The organism is Serratia sp. CC22-02 (assembly GCF_900182895.1).
GTDB lineage: Bacteria > Pseudomonadota > Gammaproteobacteria > Enterobacterales > Enterobacteriaceae > Serratia > Serratia nevei.
On record NZ_FXUD01000001.1, the window covers coordinates 979,752 to 996,198 of the forward strand.

A 16,447-nucleotide genomic window follows, 5' to 3' on the forward strand; every position below is an offset into this window, starting at 1 on the left:
CTTTGACGGAGCTGCCACCTCATGACCTCGACACCTTCTCCCCGCGGTCGCCCTACGTTACGGGTATTGGGTACTTCGGTGACCTTGCTCGAACTGTTGCGTCAACGGGCAGAGCAGGACCTGGGATTGCATATCGAATATCACATTCACGATGTGCAAGACGCCCAGCGTATCGCCGTTATGCACCCGGAGCGTTACGATCTCTACGACCAATGGTTTCACAACGTGGATTTTGTCTGGCCAGCACGAGCCATCCAGCCGTTGGAAATTAAAAGGTTGGCTTACTGGGACGAGATTAACGATTTGCCTAAACTCGGCGCCCTGTTTCCCGGCGGGCGATTGGGTGACGGCAGCGTGCCGGTAAACCGCCTGTATGTCCAACATGACCGTAGTCTGAACAGCCGGCCCACCGATCACATCAGCATGCTGCCGCTGACGCATAACGCCGACAGCTTCGCCTATCATGAAGCTCGCTTGCCGCCTGCGCTTCACGACGAAGAAGAAAGCTGGGGATGGTTGCTGCACCCGGCATTTTCCGGCCAGTCGGCGCTGCAGGACGATGCGGCGATGGGCGGGCTGGATGCGGCTCTGGCTGCGCAAGGCGCAGGGCTCGCGCGTTTCGCCAACGTCGGCAACCTCAGCCTGGAGGAGATAGACAGCCTGACCGACGTACTGTCCCTGCTGCATCGCCAGGGGCACTTCGCCGCATTTTGGACCAGCCAGGACGAAGCCTGCCGGTTGATTGACGATCCGCGCGTCAATATCCAAAGCCTGTGGGCACCGACGTATTTTCGTCATCACTCGCGGCAAAAAGATTACCGGCTGGCGACACCGCGTGAAGGCTACCGCGCCTGGTACGGCGGCCTGTCGCTTTCACGCTGCGCCACCGGTAAAACGCTCGACGCCGCCTACGCTTACCTCAACTGGTGGCAATCCGGATGGCCGGGCGCAGTGATGGCCAGGCAGGGGTACTATATTTCCAATCCCCAGCGCAGCCGGCCTTACCTGTCGGCCGCCGAATGGGATTACTGGTATGCCGGCAAAGCCGCCAGTGAAGATTTGCCGGACGCTTACGGCAACCCGCTCATCGCTAAAGGAGAAATCCGCGATGGCGGTAGCTATGAGCAGCGCATGAGTCACATTGCCGTCTGGAACTCCGTGATGGATGAACATAACTATCTGGTACGACGCTGGCAGGATTTTCTTCGCGCCTGACCGGCAGCAATTGCAAACATAACGTTAGCATCTGTCGCAATCTGTTGCGGGCCATTGGCCCGCCGTTGCCGCGCTTGTATGATACGACGCGGCGCCAGACGGTGGCCGCCGATCTCAAGCGGAAGCGAACTGCAATGTCTAAACAGTGGAAAATAGCGGCGGCCAACGCCGGTTTACGTCTCTATACCCGCATCGCGGGCAATTTCCGGCCCGCAGCGAGCTTCGATCCGCAGCAATCCTTTGAACGCATCGTGATTTTCTCCACCAGCGCCCTCGGCGATCTGATGTTCAATACGCCCGCCATCCGCGCACTGCGCGAACGCTATCCCAGCGCGCAAATCACGCTGGTCTCCAGCCATAAAAACCGGCAGCTGGTCGAAGGCAGCCCCTGCTTTCATGACGTGATTTACTGGGACCACAAGGCCAAAGACATGTTGGCCGTTATCCGGCGCCTGCGAAAAAACCGGCCACAGCTGGCGGTCATCCTGCACTCGAAGGCGCCTTACGACGTGCTGGTCGCCATCGCCGCCGGTTGCCAATACCTGTTCAAAGACGTTTACGGCAACAAACCGAGCGGCATGGAGCGCTGGCTGACCGGCGTCAGCCACAGCAGCGACGGCCATTTGATTCAGCGCAAGCTGGATATGGTGGGGCAATTGGGGTGCCGTACCGACAATCCTGACATGTTCATCCCGGTCGCTTTTCCCGCGCTGGCGAAACCGGCGGGCAAGATCCTGATCGGCTTTCAGATGGGCGCCTCCGAAACGCTGCGCCGCTGGCCGGTCGATCGCTTTGTTGAGCTGGCGCAACGGCTGCTGGCGCACTCCCCCGACTGTCAGATCGCGTTGATTGGCAGCAAGGCGGAGCGCAGCCTCGAACGGGAATTTATGGCAGGTTTGAGCGAGGAACAGCAACAGCGGGTGGTAAGCCATATCGGCGCGACCACGTTACCGCAACTGCTGGCGACTATCGCCAATCTGCAGGTGCTGGTAACCGGCGATACCGGGCCGCTTCACCTCGCCGTGGCGTTGAAAACCGCCACCGTCAGCCTGTTCGTCACCGCTAACCCGCGGCATACCGGCCCCTATCAGGACAGCGAACGGCATCAGGTGATGCACGTGCCGGTTGACAGCGCCGCGCTGAGTGCCGCTGAGCGCCGCCAACCGCTTAGTATTATCGCGGCGGAACAGGTGTGGGAGAAGACGCTGGCGGCGCTGTCGTCTGCACAGTCCCGATCGGCCGCCGTTTAGGCTGCGACAGCAGCAGCGCCAGCGGCAGCCAAAACAGGTACCAAAACTCCGCCGGATTGGCGATCACAAACATGCCCTGCGAACTGTAGAACACCAGCATAAACAGAAACAGGCCCGCCTCCCAGCGCCGCCCTGCGCGCCAGTGTGCGATGGCGAGCCGCGCGCCATATCCCAGCAGCGCCAGCAGCAACAGGAAACCCACGCAGCCGCCCTTCAGCAACGCGCCGAGGTACAGGCTGTGCGTGGTGTGGTTCAGCTCGCCGGTGTAATTGAGAAAGTTAAGCTGCTTATCAAAGCCGTAGCCGAAGAACGGCGCCTGTTCGATCAGCGCCAGGCTGTGGCGCCAAATGCTGATGCGAACAAAGCTCTGTTGATACAGCTCGCCAAAACGCGTCAGCAACATTTCGCCGATCGCGCTGTAAACGACGGCAAGAACCACAGCCAGCGCGCCGGGCAACAGAAACCACAGCCACCGTCCCGGCCGGTGTCGATAAGGCATCGCCACTACCACCGCGAGCGCCAGTGCGATCAGCGGGCCGCGGCTTTGCGTCAGCACCATGAATGCCAGCAGCGGCGGGATAAAGCACAGCGCCGCTTTTTGCCCGGTATCGCGGAAAATCATCAGGCTCAACAAAATGGCGATGGCGGCGTAACCGGCCAGATCGATCACGTTGCTCGGCCCCGGATTGCGGGCGGTGGTTTCTCGCAGATGATAAATCGACGGGGCGTCGACCAGCGTCAGATACAGACACAGCGCCGTCATGCCGGCCAGCATCGCCCACTGCAGTTGGTGACGCCGCTCACCGTCGAGCAGCGTCACCAGCCAGGCGAGGTAGAGCAGGATATAGGCGCTGTGGGTCAGGGCCGACGGCATGTCGCCCGGCGTCTCGCCCCACAGCGCGCTGAGGGAATAATAAAGCAAAAACATCAGCGCCAGCCCGCCACCCCAGCGCGCCTGACGATTGGCCCACAGCTGCCGCCGCAGCGGCGGCCAGGTGAATACGGCGGCCAGCCATAGCAGCGCCGCCAAATGAAACAGGTTGTTGACGCGGGTCTGCCCGCAAAAGATCGCGCTGAAAAACGCGAAGGCTAAAAACAGCGCGCTGCCGAAGCGATAACACCGCTCAGGCTTGCTGAAAGTAAACATTGCCGTCCACCTTCTCGAAGATATCGCTGCCGATAGCGCTGTGCAGGGAGAGGTTTTTTATCGCGATCTGCTGCTTTTTCATGATCGCGCCGGCGTGTCGAAAAGCGGGGATCACCAGCGACTCCACCTTGTCCGCCAGGAACGTGGGCAACCGATCCTGCTCCGTTTCGTAAAAGCGCGGCTGGTGGAAGTTGTTCATGTCCAGCCCGGCGATAAACAGCTGCTTGAAGCCGAGATAGGCGATAATTTGCAGCGCCCAATAGGCCACGGTGCCGGCATCGAAAATGCCGCAGCGGATATCCTGGCTAAAGCCGAGCATGCGGCTCTCGGCGGCAAAGACCACGCCGTTTTCCCGGCAGTAGTGCTCCCATAGCGCGCCGCTGTCGATCCGGGGGCGGTAAATCTTGCAGGCCGCGTCTTCGACGATCGCCAATCGGCAACCGATCGCCGCCGGGCCAAAGCGATCGAGAATGCGCGCCACGCCGTGCACGGTGGTGAACAGCGTCAGCTCAGGCCGTTGAATGACGTCGCGCACGATCTCCGGGCGGCTGTCGATAAACCCCATATCCACGATGACGTAGAAGCGAAAATCCACCTGCCGATGCAGGCAATAGGCGCCGTTGACCCCGATGGCGGGCATGGCGGGAATATTTTCGAAGCGCAGCGCCTTCACCGACGGGCCGGTAGCCGTCAGCAGCGCCTCCCCCCGGCAGCTGCTGCGCAGTTCGCTCAACGGGACGATCGGCACCGGCCGGTGCTTGTACCATAAGGCGGCGATTTCACCGCCTTCGCCGCGCGCGATCTTCACATAGGGCCAGAGGTTTTCGTTATGCCGATAAGGGCGCGCGTGGGAATAGCGGTAGACCTGCTTAAAAAAAGAGCCCATGGTGGCGATGTCCTATCCAGAGTGCGTGACGATACCTACAGAGGCATCTTTCTGTATGCTCAGAATTTAAAACGTGTCAGCACTGGCCAGGCCGCACAGCGAGTATCTAAATATTCGTTTAATGAGGCAATTTTTGTAATTTGAATTATTAGTCAGCGTATCGACAAGAGCTATGTCGAAGTGTTAATTGAATGAGAAACTGTTGCAGCGCGTAAAAATAACGTGAGTGACAGCGGCACCGCCGCTTGGCATTGATGGGGTTTTGTTATAACGTATCACAACTTCAGCCAAAGGAAGACGACGATGAAAATCCAGCTGTCGCTGCTGTTTCTCAGCCTGCTGGCCGGCAAGGCCGCGGCGTTTCAGTCAAAAGTGCCCGAACCGCGCCCGGAACAGGCGCGCGCGGCGGAACAAAACATCGAAAATCTGTTTTACGGCTTTCACGCCATGGACGCCCAGCCGGTGAACATCGGCAGCTGCGCGGCGGTGCCGGTAGCGGGATGCCAATGCGCGTTCTGCACCCAGCTGCGGCAGGCCGGGCGCTGAGTATGATTTAAATCACCAGCAACTCATCGAGCAATGCCGGGTTACGCTCAATCAGCAGCAGAAGTTTCAGTGCCGACCCCGAGGGTATGCGGCGTTCCTGCTCCCAGCTTTGCACCAGTCCCACGCTGGCCCCCACAGCCTTGGCAAACTCCGCCTGCTTCATCCCACGGGATTTGCGCAGCAGCTTGACGTCTGGAATAGCATGACGGTGAACATGCTCGGATTTTGGCGTCATCTTACCCTTTTCGATCGCCACCATTTCGTTCATACTGCTGACCAAATCGTCGAAAAGTTCTTTTTTCATAATGCTTTAATTCCTTCGTCACGCCATTTCGCCATCGTTAATCAAGTTGTTGAACGATGGATCTCAATATCGCCTTTTCCTGTCCGGATAAATCATCCTTTTCATTTTTACGGTATATCAACAATAAATAGACTCGGCCGCTGGGCGCCGTCAGATAATAAATCACTCTTACGCCGCCGCGTTTTCTCTTTCCGTCCAGCCCCCAGCGTATCTTTTTGCATCCGCCCGTGTGGCTGATCGTATCCCCTTCATGATGGTTCAACAGCAAATAGCTTTGGAAAGCCTGAAAGTCATCATCCTTCATCAATTCAGCCCGCTTTCGGCTGAAAACGGTCGTTTCGATAAACTCCAGATAGTCCATTATCATCGCCTCCTGCGAGGCGTTCCCTCCAGCCTACTCGTACGGGGTACGATAATCAAGGGGGTTCACCCCAGCTCATACTGCACGATCAGCTGCCCTTTCTTCATCTTTACGCCGGTGATCGCAATTGCCCCCACCTCCGCCAGCGTGGCGACATGGGTGCCGCCGCAGCCGTAGGCGGGCAGTTCGCCGAAGCCGACCTGGCGCATCCCCTCCACCGCCTGTTGGCGGCGGGGTAAATCGGCGGCGATCAAACGCGCCAGCTCCGCCTGCAAAAAGTCCGCTTCTACCGTCTGCGCATCCGGCCCTGGCGTAAACGTGATGCGCCCTTCCCCCGGCCAATGATGCGCCTTGACCGGCCGCCAGCCTCGGGTTTCTCCCAGCCAGCCGATCAGATGCCCGCCGGAGTGCCAGCGGGCGTGCAGGCGGCGCTGCGCTTCATCGATTTGCATCGTAACCGGCCCGAGCGGCAGCGGCGCGGCGGTAAAGTGCAGCACGGTATCCCCTTGCTGCTGCACCCGCAGCACGACGACGCCGCCTAACGTCCCCACGTCGGACGGCTGACCGCCGCCCTGCGGGTGGAACAGCGTGGCGTCGAGCACCACGGCGTAAGCGCCCGCCTCGGCCGGCGCGCAGCTCAACACCTGCGCCTGGCCCTGTACATCGTCGCTGTAGTAATAACGTCGTTCGGTCATCATTTTTCTCCTCGGTTCGAAGAGCCATTATATTCATGTCATAATCGAGGGATAATCCGCCGCCATCACAATGGACCTTTGCGTCATGAGCACAAATCTTTCTTACGCCCTGTTGCCCGAAATGGCCGTTTTCGTTCAGGTGGTAGAGAGCGGCAGCTTTTCCGCCGCCGCCCGTAAACTGGGCACCTCGCCTTCCGCCGTCAGCCGCAGCGTGGCGAAGCTCGAGCAGGCGCTGGCGCTGCAGCTGCTGCACCGCACCACCCGCAAACTGCGACTGAGCGAAAGCGGCGAAGAGGCGTTTGCGCACTGCCGCACCCTGCTGGCGGCGGCCGACGCGGTCATGGCGATCGGCGGGCGCGGCGCCGTGGAGCCCGAAGGGCTGGTCAGCGTCAGCGTGCCCAAGGCGGTGGGCCGCTTCGTGCTGCATCCGCACATGCCGGAGTTCCTGCGCCGCTACCCGAAGGTGGACGTGAGGCTGCGGCTGGAAGATCGCTACATGGATTTGATCGACGATCGGGTCGATCTGGCGCTGCGCATCACCGATCGCCCGTCGCCCGGGTTGATCGGCCGCCAGTTGATGAGAATAGACCATCTGCTGTGCGCCACGCCGCACTACCTGGTGCAGCACGGCACGCCGCAGCACCCGCACGATCTGGCGGCGCACAGCTGCATCTATCTGGGCGAAACGCCGAGCGACGCGCAATGGAAGTTCCGCCGCAGCGGCAAAACGGTGACGGTCAACGTGCGCGGCCGCTACGCCGCCAACCACACCGGCGTGCGGCTGGACGCGGTGAAACAGCATATCGGCATCGGCAGCCTGCCGTATTTTACCGCCCGCCAGGCGCTCGACGACGGCGAGATCGTGCAGGTGTTGCCGGAATGGGATTTCCTCAGCAGCTATCACGGCGGCCTGTGGTTACTCTACGCGCCTAACCAGTATCTGCCGCCCAAACTGCGGGTGTTTATCGACTATCTCGTCGCCTGCCTGGCGCAGGAGCCACAGCTAAAGCGCCTTGCGTAGCGTGATGTTGATGCGGTGCGGCCCCACCAGCGAGTGGTAGCCTTCCTTGACCGGCAGGATGCCGTGAAAACAGAGCCGCGCCGGGCCGCCCCATACCACCACGTCGCCGTGCGCCAAGGGGATGCGCCGCGCCCGGTCGCTGCGTTGCAGCCCGCCGAACTGAAACACCGCCGGCAGCCCGAGCGACACCGAGACGATCGGCGCACCGAAGTCGTGCTCGTCTTTATCCTGATGCAGCGACAGCTTGCTGCCCGGATCGTAACGGTTCATCAGGCAAGAATCCGGCACGAAGGGGCCGAAGCCCGCCTGCTGCGCGGCTTCGTCCGCCAGCGCCATCAGGATGGGGGGAATGGCCGGCCAGCGTTTACCGCTGCGCGCGTCGCGTTCCGAATAGCGGTAACCGCGGCTGTCGCTGGTCCAGCCGTTGCCGCACCAGCTCATCGCCACCGACATCACGTGCCCGCCGGGGGTGGTCAAATGCTGCCACGGCACCTGGGCGACGACGCCCTGCACCGCCGCCAGCAGTTCCGGCCCGTGATCGCGCACGAAGCCGTGCATCACCACCGCGCCGGGGGCGATCTCTTCGCGCCACGGCGGCGGCAGCGCGTCTTCAAAAAGATCGATTGTCATCGCCAAAGCCTGTATGAATACACAGTAATCATTGTAACCCGCCGCCGCCGATTGTCCAGCGCCCGGCAATGCCATTGTCGTTGGCGGCAAATTTCTCTACAGTAGCCGCCATAAAATCAATCACTCACCAGGAATGCGTGTGATTAAGGGCATCACTCTTTCGGTCGTCGCCTCCATCCTGTTCGGCGCGATGTATTACTTCACCTCTACCCTCACCCCGCTGAACGGCGAGCAGGTCTACGGCTGGCGCACGCTGCTGACGCTGCCGTTCCTGACGCTGTTTATGGCGTTGTCCGGCGATTGGCGCAAGGTGGGAGACACGCTGGCCTGGATCGGCCAACGGCCGCAGCGCCTGCTGGGCCTGCTGCTCACCTCGGCGCTGTTGGGGGTGCAGCTGTGGCTGTTCCTGTGGGCGCCGCTGCACGGCAAGGCGCTCGACGTGTCGCTCGGCTATTTTTTGCTGCCGCTGACCATGGTGCTGGCGGGCCGTTTGATCTACCGCGATCGGCTGTCGCTGCTGCAAAAGCTGGCGGTGGCGTGCGCCATGGTGGGGGTGGGCAATGAGCTGTATCAGGCGGGCGGCGTCTCGTGGCCGACGCTGGTGGTGGCGCTGGGCTATCCGCTCTACTTTATTTTGCGGCGGCGTTTCGGCACCGACAATCTCGGCGGGCTGTGGTGCGAGCTGGCGCTGATGCTGCTGCCGGCGGCCTGGTTCGCCTTCGGCGACGGCGGCGCAGCGGCGCTGCAGATCAATGCCGAGCTGTATTGGCGCATTCCGCTGCTCGGCGTCATCAGCGCCGTGGCGCTGGTGTGCTACATCCTCGCCAGCCGCCTGCTGCCGTTCAGCCTGTTCGGCCTGCTGAGCTATGTGGAACCGGTGCTGCTGGTGATCGTCGCGCTGCTGCTCGGCGAAAGCATCGGCCAAAGCGAATGGCCGACCTATCTGGCGATCTGGCTGGCGGTGCTGCTGCTGGCGGCGGAAGGCGCGCAGCACCTGCTGCGCCGCCAGCGGGTCTGACTCAGGCGGCCAGCGTGGCGCCGCCGTCGATCACGATGTCCTGCATGGTGATGTGGCTGGCCAAATCGGAGGCCAGGAACAACACCGCGTTGGCGATCTCATCCGGGCGGGCGATTTTGCCCAGCGGGATCCCCAGCTTGAACATCTCGGGGAAGCCGGCGATGGTGCGTTGCTGCGCGTCGTCGGTCTGCCACATGCCGCGCTGCATCGGCGTGTCGGTCGAGCCCGGCGACACCAGATTGCAGCGCACGCCGAACGGCGCCATCTCCAACCCCACACAGTGGTTCAGGCTGGTCAGCGCCGCCTTGGAGGCGCAGTAGGCCGCCATCTGCGCGCGCGGCACGTGCGCGGCGTTGGAGCCGATGCTGACGATCGTCCCGCTGCGCTGCGCCTTGAAGTGCGGCAGCACGGCGCGGAACAGGTAAAACGCCCCCGAGGCGTTGACGTTGATGCACTGATGCCAGTCATCCACGCTCAGATCTTCGGTATTGCCCATGCGCAGAATGCCGGCGGCGTTGACCAACACGTCCAGTCGCGGGTTCTCCGCCAGCTGTTGGCGGCACACCGCCTCCACCTGCTCCGGCCGGCTGATGTCCAGCGTCACGCAAGGGTAAGGCAGATCCGGGTTGGCGAACTCGCGGTCAAATCCCACCACCTCGGCGCCCTGCGTCAAAAAATGCCGGGCGATCTGCTCGCCGATGCCGCGCGCCGCGCCGGTCACCCACACGCGTTTGCCGGTGAAATCCATTTGAATGCTCATGCGCACACCGCCATCCGGGCACGCTGCCGGGTCATGTTGTTGTTCATCGTTGTCTCCTGCGAAAGCGTATGACGCGGCGCGCACTGCGCCGCAAAGAGGCCTACAGCGCGCCGCTGTTCAGGCCGAAAGCGTTGAGCATGGTGCCCAGTTTGGCGGCGGTTTCCATCCACTCGGACTGCGGTGTCGAAGCGGCGACGATGCCCGCGCCGGCGAACAGCCGTACCCGGTTGCCGCGCAGCAGGCCGCTGCGGATGACGATCGCCCACTCGCCGTCGCCGTTGGCGTCGCACCAGCCGACGATGCCGCTGAACAGGCCGCGATCGTGCGGTTCCAGATCGACGATCAGTTGGCGGGCGCTCTCGGTCGGGAAGCCGCACAGCGCCGGCGTCGGATGCAGCAGGCAGGCCAGCTGCATCACGTTGAGATTCGGGTTCAGCAGCTCACCGCGAATGCGGGTGGACAGGTGCCACATGGTGCCGGTGCTGAGCAGCGACGGGCCGCTGGGCACGCTCAGGCTGGCGCACAATGGCGCCAGGTGGCGGCGAATGTCGTCGATCACCAGCTTGTGTTCGTATTTGTCTTTGGTCGAGCGCATCAGGCGCTCGCTGCCGAGGCGATCCTGCTGCGGATCGTCCTGACGGCGCGCGGAGCCCGCCAGCGGATTGGTGTGGATCTCGCCGCCCTGCTTGCGGATCAGCAGTTCCGGGCTGGCGCCGATCAGCACGCCGCCATCGGCCAGCGGCAGGGAAAAGTGATAACCGGTCGGGTTCTGCACCATCAGGTTATTGAGGATCTGGTGGCCCGCCACCGGCTGCTCCAGCTCAATGTCGAGGATGCGCGACAGCACCGCCTTGTCCAGCTTGCCCTGTTTAAAGCGGCTGACCGCTTCCGCCACCGCATGCTTGAAGCGCGGCTCGTCCGGAATGCTGGTGCAGGCGGCCAGGCGATGCGGCTGTTGCAGCATCGGGCGCGCGGCGCGGGTAAAGCTGTCGTTGGCGACAAACTGGCAGTTTTCAGGCACGTACAGGCTGGAAGGCCGGCGCGTATCGAACGGAATGGCGCCCACCACCACCGGCGTCTCCTGGCCGGCGGCTTTGGCGCGCGCCAGCGCCTGGCGGATATGCTGCGCCAGCGCGCTGCCTTCCTGCTCACCGCCGAACGCCGGCGTCTCGATACGCTCGAACACGCCATCGGCGGAGAGGGAACGGAATTCGGACCGGTACAAAAAGGTCGATTGTTCGGCGTACACAAACCCGGGGAAGGTTTGGTTTTCTGTCGTCAGTGTCGCCACTAGACCACTCCTTTGTTGCGCCTTACCAATGATAATGTTTATGCGAATAATTATCATTAGCTATAAAAGGAGGATAAATTACACCGGATCCCCACCGTGGGTCAATCTCCGATGAATGAATCTTTCCGCCCGCTGCGGCAAATCCGCGTTACGGCAAAGTAAGAAATAACACACTGTTATTATTGTGTTTTAGCAGAAAATAAAAGTCGTGACATCGTCACCTTCACGCCAAAAACGCCCGTTAAACCGGCGGCCGGCGGGGCAATCTGGCGTCAACGTCTTAAGCAGCGCTAATACAAACGTCTGCCGCTGCATATCCACGGCGACCATGCGCGCATCGAGAAAATCGAAGTAACAGCGCACCTGCGGATAAAGCGCCTTGAACAGGCTCTCTTTGGCGGAAAACGTCAGCGTCAGCAGTTCATTGAACGGCAGCGCCTCGCGCAGCAACGCCTCGCGCTCCGCCGGGGAAACGATCGCCCCCCACAGCTCCTCCGCCCGCACGTCGGAGAGCAGCGTCTCCACATCCAGCCCCACGCCGCCCAGCCCGCTCTCGCGGTGCACGGCGCACAGCGCGGTATCCGAATTATGGCTCAGCGCCCCGGCGATGCCCGGTGGCCACTGCGGCGCGCGATCTTCGCCGCGCGCCAGGGTGAAGTCGGCAAAACCGAGCGGCGCCAACAGTTGCCGCGCCAGAACACGCCCGGCCAGATACTCCGCGCGGCGCTTCGGCACCGCACGTGCCAGATGATCCGGCAGCGCAAAGCCCGCCTCGGGAAAACGCTCGTCACGATACTCCGCCAGCGCAAAATGGCAGCGCGCCACCTGGCCCGGATAGCCGTCCGGCGTGAAAAATTCGATATTGCGGATAAAAGTGGGCAACGGCGGTATCCATGATAAACAGGCAGGCTGATGATGTTAGCCCCCGAAACGGCCTGCAACAATGACCCTGGGCAAAATAAATGGCGTTAAGGCCTGCGTGGCGGCGCGTTAGCCGGGATGGGGAGAGGCCTCTCCCCCGCGCGCGGGAGAGAGGCTGGGCATTACAAGATGCCTTTCATGGTCTTTTCGAAATCGCTCCAGGCGCAGAAGCCGTCCTTGTCGATCGGGCAGCCTTTCAGCGCCAGCGTTACCCGCTGCGGCGGGGTTTGCAGCGTCAGCGGCGTCGCCTTGCGCAGCTGTTCGGTGGACTGATAGACGTACTCGATCTTCAGCAATTCACGGTCGTTTTGCGCGTCGCGCCAGCGCTGGAATACCAGTTTGCCGCCGATCGGCGTTTTCTCGTATTGCTGCGGCAGCTGATACGGCTGGAACTGCATGGCCGACAGCAGCGAGGCAATATTGGAATCGTGGCCGACCAGCACCGTCAGCTTCGGCGCGTCCGATTTGCGCTCGCCGAGCAGCGCGTTGTTGATGTAAGTCAGCAGCGGCTTGGCGACGTTCTGCGCCACCACCGGCGAGGTGAACAGCGAGTCCTGATAGCCGTCTTTCAGCTGCGCCAGCTGCTGCCACTGGTGAGGGGTGGCGATTTTGCCCCAGGCCACCTCTTTCATCGGGAAACCTTCGTAATACTGCAGCATAAAGGCGTCCACCAGCGAGTTGCCCACCCGCAGCGGGCCGGAGACGCCCGGCTCTTTGCCCGGCACCGCGCTCATCACGCTGGCTTCTTTGGTCAGGTCACAGTGTTTGTCGGTCTTGCAGGCGGCGGAATCCTTGTAGTCGATGATCTTCGCCAGCTGTTGGTAAGAGGCGTCCAGCTTCAGCGAGCCCAGCGCGGCGTTCATCGCCGCCAGCGCCTGCTGGTTGAAGGCCTCGCTGGTGTCGGTGATGATCGGGTTGAAGGTCGGATCCATCTCGCCCATCTTGTCCTGATGGTGCACGCTGACGTCGCAGCCGGGGAACGCGCCGTTGCTGAAGAACTGCGCGGTGGCGACCGTGCGCTGCAGGCTGTTGGCGTAGACGTACACGCTGCCGGCGGTCGGGCAGCCCTCTTGCGGCAACAGGCCGGTCTGCTTCAGCCAGCCGTTGAAGTAGTGCCCCATATACACTTCCAGCACCCCGCCCTTGGTGGTCAGCTGGCCGCCCGGCGTTTCCCAGGCCGGCCAGGCCTTCGGCGTAGACTGCGCCAGCACGCTGCCGTTGTTGGCCAGCGGCGCGCGCAGGTTATGGCGGCTCATGACCAGCACCTGTTCCAACTGATAACCGCCGGCGTCCGCCAGCGCGCTCCCGGTGAATAACAAAGGCAGGCACAGCAATAGCGTTTTTTTTCTCATCCGCAGAGGCTCCCGGAAAATGATTATTTTTAAGGTGTTAGCGTTTGCCCGAGTATGATGGCGGGGTTAGTGTGACAAGTGTGTGACAGGGTTCACGGGAAAGGATCGTAACCGCGGCCACCGGGCGGTGGCCGCGTGGCTTCAACTCAGTACCACAGGCTCATGATCGGCCAGCCGATCAGCAGCAGCGCGGCGATATACACCACGCCGAGAATACCGCCCAGGCGCCAGTAGTCTTTCGACTTCACGTAGCCGCAGCCGTAGATGATCACCCCCGGGCCGGTGGCGTACGGCGTCAGCACGCCCATGATACCGATCGACAGCACCAGCAGCATCGACAGCTGCTCCATCGGCACGCCCGGCAACCCTTTGCCGACCGCCAGGATCACCGGCAGCATGGTGGCGGTGTGCGCCGAGAGGCTGGCGAACAGGTAGTGGGCGAAGTAGAACACCAGCACCAGCGCCACCACCGTCATGTTCGGCGAGAAGCCGTCCAGGTGGGTGCTCATGGTCTGGGCGAACCAGTCGATAAAGCCGGAACGCGTCAGGCCGTTGGCCATCACCACCAGCGTCGCCAGGTTAACCAGCGTGTTCCAGGCGCTGGAATATTTGGTGATCTCTTTCCACGACACCACGTGCAGCGCCAGCATCAGCGACACCGCCAGCAGACACACCGCGGTGGCGTCCAGCATTTTGCCGCCGAACACCCACAGGCACAGGCTAAGCAGCACCAGGCCGATCAGGGTGTATTCCTTGCGCGTCAGCTTGCCCATTTCCCCCAGCGCGGTATCCGCCCAGGCGGCCACTTCGCTGCTGTGGGTCACGCCCGGTTTGTACAGGTAGTAGGAGATCAGCGGCGCTATGATCAACAGCAGCAGGCCGACCGGCAGGAACGCCAGGAACCACTGCATCCAGCTGATGTGCACCCCGGCGATCTTGCCGACGAACTCGATGCCCAGCACGTTCGGCGCGGCGCCGGTGACGAACATCGAGGAGCTGATGCTGGTACCGACCACCATCATCCACATCAGGTAACCGCCGATGCGGCGTGAAGAGGGATCGTTGGGGAAGGAATCGAACAGCGGCGGCAGGTTTTTCACCACCGGGAATACCGTGCCGCCGGTGCGCGCGGTGTTGGACGGCGTGAACGGCGCCAGCAGGATATCGATGATCACCACCGCATAGCCCAGCGTCAGCGTGCGCTTGCCCATGAACTTCACCAGGAACAGCGCGATGCGCCGCCCCAGCCCGGTGGCCTCGTAGCCCAGCGCGAAGATAAAGGCGCCGAACACCAGCCAGACGGTGGTGCTGGAGAAGCCCGCCAGCCCCCATTTCAGCGCCTCTTTACCGGCCTTGAAGCCCGGCTCCGCCAGCTCCTGCGCGCCGAACAGCACCCAGTTGGCGCTCAGCACGCTGACGGTCACTGCGATAAAGCTGATGGCGGTGGCCGGGATCGGCTCCAGAATCATGCCGACGATCATCGCCACGAAGATGGCGAAGTAGTGCCAGGCCTGCGGCGGCATGCCGTCGGGCACCGGTATCAATAACAGGATCGCGAGCACCGCCAGCGGCGCTATCGCTTTCCAGATCTTTTCCTGGGTTTGGGACATAGGGACTCTCCTGAAGGCTTGGTTATTATTCTTGGGCACCCAGCTGCGCCAGCAGCCAGGTCACTATCAACAGGTCGGCGCTGCCGCCGGGGCTGAGGTTGCGAGCGATGCAGTCGGCATCGAAGCGCCGCAGGCGCGCCAGACCCGCCTCCCCCGCCGAACCGCCCTGCGCCAGCAGCAATGCCGCCCGGCGCCGCAGCCAGCACAGCCCGTGCAGGCCGCCGCGCGAGGCGACGTTGGTGTCGTCGTTGTGGGCCATCAGCCACAGCAGGCTGTCCAGCAGCGCCCGCTGTTCGTCGCCATCGGCGGCCAGCCGTTGCCGATACAGCGGCAGCGCGCCGTCAATGACCAGCCGGAAACCGGCCTCCGCCTCGCCGCGTGCGCCGCTCAACCCGTGAGCGGCGAACAGCCGCTGGCCGGCGGTCTGCCCGGCGTTGTTGCGCCGCAGCTCACGATCCACCAGCCCCCGGCACATCGCCGCCACCTCGGCGCACAGTGCTTCGGCGCCGATGGCGCGGCCCTGCTGCTGCAGGCGGCCGAAGGCGGTGCACAGCAATCCGAGCGAGAACACGCTGCCCTTGTGAGTGTTAATGCCGCCGGTGGCGCGAAACATCTGGTTTTCGCAGGCCAGGCCGAGCGGCCGCAGCCGCGCCAGCTGCTGCTCTGCCGGCAAAGCGGCGTCCTCGCGCCCGCGTTGGATAAAGCGCGGCAGCCACACGCCGATGGCGCGGGCGCTGCGATAGAAGTGCCCGAGATCCATGTCGCGGTGGGCGCCGGTGTTATGGCGATCCACCAGCCCCGGCTTGGGCGTGAGGTTGACCTCCACCAGCAGCGCGCGGAAAGCGGCGCGGGCGAAGTCGCAGGCCGGTTCGGCTCGGTGGGCGGGCAGGTTAATCGGCAGAGATCGCATCGTTGAACATCCTTTCCATTTCATGCAGCAGCTGCTCGCTGCTGTGCCGCCGCTGGCGGGCGCAGATCTTGGCCGGTTGGCCGCACAGCAGGCAGCGCCGTTCCGGCAGGCTGATGTCGCGGCGCGACAAAATGCGCCCCTGCGTATCCAGCACGTCGATATCCCACAGCCGGCCGATCGGGCGGCTCACCTCCAGCTGCATGGCGCAGTCCTTCACCCGCTGGGCATCGGCGCGCAGCGCGACAAACCCTTCGCAGCCGGTGGAGAGCGCCAGCGCCTCGGCCTGCGGGCTGGGCCAACCCTGTTCGGCGCACAGTCGCAGCAGCGCCGCCCACCCTAGGTTGAAGATGCCGCGCGTCAGCGCGCTGTCCTTCACCGGGCCGGGCACCACCAGCGTCAGCACCAGCAGCGTGCACTCGTGCTGCGCCAGCCACGCCTGCTGGCGCGCCTGACGGCATTCGCGGCTGGTGAGCAGCTCCGGCAGGCTGACCGCGCGTTCAGCAGCCAGTTGGGGATCGACGGCGGCCATC

The 16,447-nt window shown here is 62.7% G+C and carries 18 protein-coding genes; 5 read left to right on the top strand and 13 right to left on the bottom strand.

Going from position 1 to position 16,447, the window contains the following annotated elements:
- Positions 1-21 precede the first annotated feature (21 nt).
- Entirely contained in the window at positions 22-1,215 is a 1,194-nt protein-coding gene (locus QOL81_RS04700) for an ABC transporter substrate-binding protein (protein ID WP_102984416.1), read from the top strand.
- A gap of 134 nt (positions 1,216-1,349) precedes the next feature.
- Positions 1,350-2,465: a glycosyltransferase family 9 protein gene (locus tag QOL81_RS04705; RefSeq protein WP_087763152.1), complete on the top strand. Its 1,116-nt coding sequence runs from the start codon at positions 1,350-1,352 to the stop codon at positions 2,463-2,465.
- On the opposite strand, the gene QOL81_RS04710 is transcribed toward QOL81_RS04705, so the two are convergent.
- Positions 2,389-3,612: an O-antigen ligase family protein gene (locus QOL81_RS04710; protein WP_060439553.1), complete on the bottom strand. Its 1,224-nt coding sequence runs from the start codon at positions 3,610-3,612 to the stop codon at positions 2,389-2,391. The two genes, QOL81_RS04705 and QOL81_RS04710, sit on opposite strands and share 77 nt — an antisense overlap.
- On the bottom strand, positions 3,590-4,498 hold the full coding sequence (locus QOL81_RS04715; RefSeq protein WP_283439683.1) for a WaaZ-like lipopolysaccharide core biosynthesis protein: 909 nt from the start codon (positions 4,496-4,498) through the stop codon (positions 3,590-3,592). Before QOL81_RS04715 ends, QOL81_RS04710 begins: the two co-directional genes overlap by 23 nt.
- A gap of 303 nt (positions 4,499-4,801) precedes the next feature.
- On the opposite strand from QOL81_RS04715, the gene QOL81_RS04720 reads away from it, so the two are divergent.
- Positions 4,802-5,044, top strand: coding sequence for a hypothetical protein (locus QOL81_RS04720; protein WP_025303447.1), 243 nt, complete (start codon positions 4,802-4,804; stop codon positions 5,042-5,044).
- Between the two features lie 7 nt (positions 5,045-5,051).
- On the opposite strand, the gene nadS is transcribed toward QOL81_RS04720, so the two are convergent.
- The 3 genes from nadS to QOL81_RS04735 form a co-directional block, all read right to left on the bottom strand.
- Positions 5,052-5,348 (bottom strand): NadS family protein, encoded by a 297-nt coding sequence (nadS, locus tag QOL81_RS04725; protein WP_060420390.1) that lies wholly within the window; start codon positions 5,346-5,348, stop codon positions 5,052-5,054.
- Positions 5,349-5,385: 37 nt separating this feature from the next.
- On the bottom strand, positions 5,386-5,709 hold the full coding sequence (locus QOL81_RS04730; protein WP_283439684.1) for a type II toxin-antitoxin system RelE/ParE family toxin: 324 nt from the start codon (positions 5,707-5,709) through the stop codon (positions 5,386-5,388).
- 65 nt (positions 5,710-5,774) lie between these two features.
- Entirely contained in the window at positions 5,775-6,404 is a 630-nt protein-coding gene (locus QOL81_RS04735) for an alanyl-tRNA editing protein (protein ID WP_283439743.1), read from the bottom strand.
- 85 nt (positions 6,405-6,489) lie between these two features.
- Between QOL81_RS04735 and QOL81_RS04740 the strand changes: the two genes are divergently transcribed.
- Entirely contained in the window at positions 6,490-7,425 is a 936-nt protein-coding gene (locus QOL81_RS04740; RefSeq protein ID WP_060439549.1) for a LysR family transcriptional regulator, read from the top strand.
- Here QOL81_RS04740 and alkB read toward each other — a convergent pair.
- The gene (alkB, locus tag QOL81_RS04745) at positions 7,408-8,055 is read right to left on the bottom strand and encodes a DNA oxidative demethylase AlkB (protein ID WP_049199131.1); all 648 of its coding nucleotides are present in this window, start codon (positions 8,053-8,055) and stop codon (positions 7,408-7,410) included. The two genes, QOL81_RS04740 and alkB, sit on opposite strands and share 18 nt — an antisense overlap.
- Positions 8,056-8,194: 139 nt before the next feature.
- Here alkB and rarD point away from each other — a divergent pair, with 139 nt between their 5' ends.
- Complete coding sequence (rarD, locus tag QOL81_RS04750; protein ID WP_283439685.1) at positions 8,195-9,073, top strand: EamA family transporter RarD; 879 nt, start codon at positions 8,195-8,197, stop codon at positions 9,071-9,073.
- A 1-nt stretch (position 9,074) separates the two neighbouring features.
- Here the strand turns inward: rarD and dhbA are convergent, their stop codons facing one another.
- From dhbA to citX, 7 genes are all read right to left on the bottom strand, one after another.
- Positions 9,075-9,833 carry a 2,3-dihydro-2,3-dihydroxybenzoate dehydrogenase gene (gene dhbA, locus QOL81_RS04755; RefSeq protein ID WP_283439686.1) on the bottom strand — a complete coding sequence of 253 codons (759 nt, stop codon included), beginning with the start codon at positions 9,831-9,833 and terminating at the stop codon, positions 9,075-9,077.
- 100 nt (positions 9,834-9,933) lie between these two features.
- Positions 9,934-11,124, bottom strand: a complete 1,191-nt coding sequence (locus tag QOL81_RS04760; RefSeq protein ID WP_283439687.1) for an isochorismate synthase — start codon at positions 11,122-11,124, stop codon at positions 9,934-9,936.
- Between the two features lie 189 nt (positions 11,125-11,313).
- The gene (locus tag QOL81_RS04765) at positions 11,314-12,006 is read right to left on the bottom strand and encodes a 4'-phosphopantetheinyl transferase family protein (RefSeq protein ID WP_187322571.1); all 693 of its coding nucleotides are present in this window, start codon (positions 12,004-12,006) and stop codon (positions 11,314-11,316) included.
- A 161-nt stretch (positions 12,007-12,167) separates the two neighbouring features.
- Positions 12,168-13,397, bottom strand: a complete 1,230-nt coding sequence (gene agp, locus QOL81_RS04770; RefSeq protein WP_283439688.1) for a bifunctional glucose-1-phosphatase/inositol phosphatase — start codon at positions 13,395-13,397, stop codon at positions 12,168-12,170.
- 146 nt (positions 13,398-13,543) lie between these two features.
- Positions 13,544-15,007: an anion permease gene (locus QOL81_RS04775; RefSeq protein WP_004940821.1), complete on the bottom strand. Its 1,464-nt coding sequence runs from the start codon at positions 15,005-15,007 to the stop codon at positions 13,544-13,546.
- 25 nt (positions 15,008-15,032) lie between these two features.
- Entirely contained in the window at positions 15,033-15,917 is an 885-nt protein-coding gene (gene citG / locus QOL81_RS04780) for a triphosphoribosyl-dephospho-CoA synthase CitG (protein ID WP_060420382.1), read from the bottom strand.
- Entirely contained in the window at positions 15,898-16,446 is a 549-nt protein-coding gene (gene citX, locus QOL81_RS04785) for a citrate lyase holo-[acyl-carrier protein] synthase (protein WP_283439689.1), read from the bottom strand. The genes citG and citX overlap by 20 nt, the downstream gene beginning before the upstream one ends.
- Position 16,447: the final 1 nt, after the last annotated feature.

What these genes read in the sequence shown, in the direction of transcription:
- QOL81_RS04700 (WP_102984416.1), top strand. Translation starts at nt 22, where the DNA reads ATGACCTCGACACCTTCTCCCCGCGGTCGCCCTACGTTACGGGTATTG.
- QOL81_RS04705 (WP_087763152.1), top strand. Translation starts at nt 1,350, where the DNA reads ATGTCTAAACAGTGGAAAATAGCGGCGGCCAACGCCGGTTTACGTCTC.
- QOL81_RS04710 (WP_060439553.1), bottom strand. Translation starts at nt 3,612, where the DNA reads ATGTTTACTTTCAGCAAGCCTGAGCGGTGTTATCGCTTCGGCAGCGCG.
- QOL81_RS04715 (WP_283439683.1), bottom strand. Translation starts at nt 4,498, where the DNA reads ATGGGCTCTTTTTTTAAGCAGGTCTACCGCTATTCCCACGCGCGCCCT.
- QOL81_RS04720 (WP_025303447.1), top strand. Translation starts at nt 4,802, where the DNA reads ATGAAAATCCAGCTGTCGCTGCTGTTTCTCAGCCTGCTGGCCGGCAAG.
- nadS (WP_060420390.1), bottom strand. Translation starts at nt 5,348, where the DNA reads ATGAAAAAAGAACTTTTCGACGATTTGGTCAGCAGTATGAACGAAATG.
- QOL81_RS04730 (WP_283439684.1), bottom strand. Translation starts at nt 5,709, where the DNA reads ATGGACTATCTGGAGTTTATCGAAACGACCGTTTTCAGCCGAAAGCGG.
- QOL81_RS04735 (WP_283439743.1), bottom strand. Translation starts at nt 6,404, where the DNA reads ATGACCGAACGACGTTATTACTACAGCGACGATGTACAGGGCCAGGCG.
- QOL81_RS04740 (WP_060439549.1), top strand. Translation starts at nt 6,490, where the DNA reads ATGAGCACAAATCTTTCTTACGCCCTGTTGCCCGAAATGGCCGTTTTC.
- alkB (WP_049199131.1), bottom strand. Translation starts at nt 8,055, where the DNA reads ATGACAATCGATCTTTTTGAAGACGCGCTGCCGCCGCCGTGGCGCGAA.
- dhbA (WP_283439686.1), bottom strand. Translation starts at nt 9,833, where the DNA reads ATGAGCATTCAAATGGATTTCACCGGCAAACGCGTGTGGGTGACCGGC.
- agp (WP_283439688.1), bottom strand. Translation starts at nt 13,397, where the DNA reads ATGAGAAAAAAAACGCTATTGCTGTGCCTGCCTTTGTTATTCACCGGG.
- QOL81_RS04775 (WP_004940821.1), bottom strand. Translation starts at nt 15,007, where the DNA reads ATGTCCCAAACCCAGGAAAAGATCTGGAAAGCGATAGCGCCGCTGGCG.
- citG (WP_060420382.1), bottom strand. Translation starts at nt 15,917, where the DNA reads ATGCGATCTCTGCCGATTAACCTGCCCGCCCACCGAGCCGAACCGGCC.
- citX (WP_283439689.1), bottom strand. Translation starts at nt 16,446, where the DNA reads ATGGCCGCCGTCGATCCCCAACTGGCTGCTGAACGCGCGGTCAGCCTG.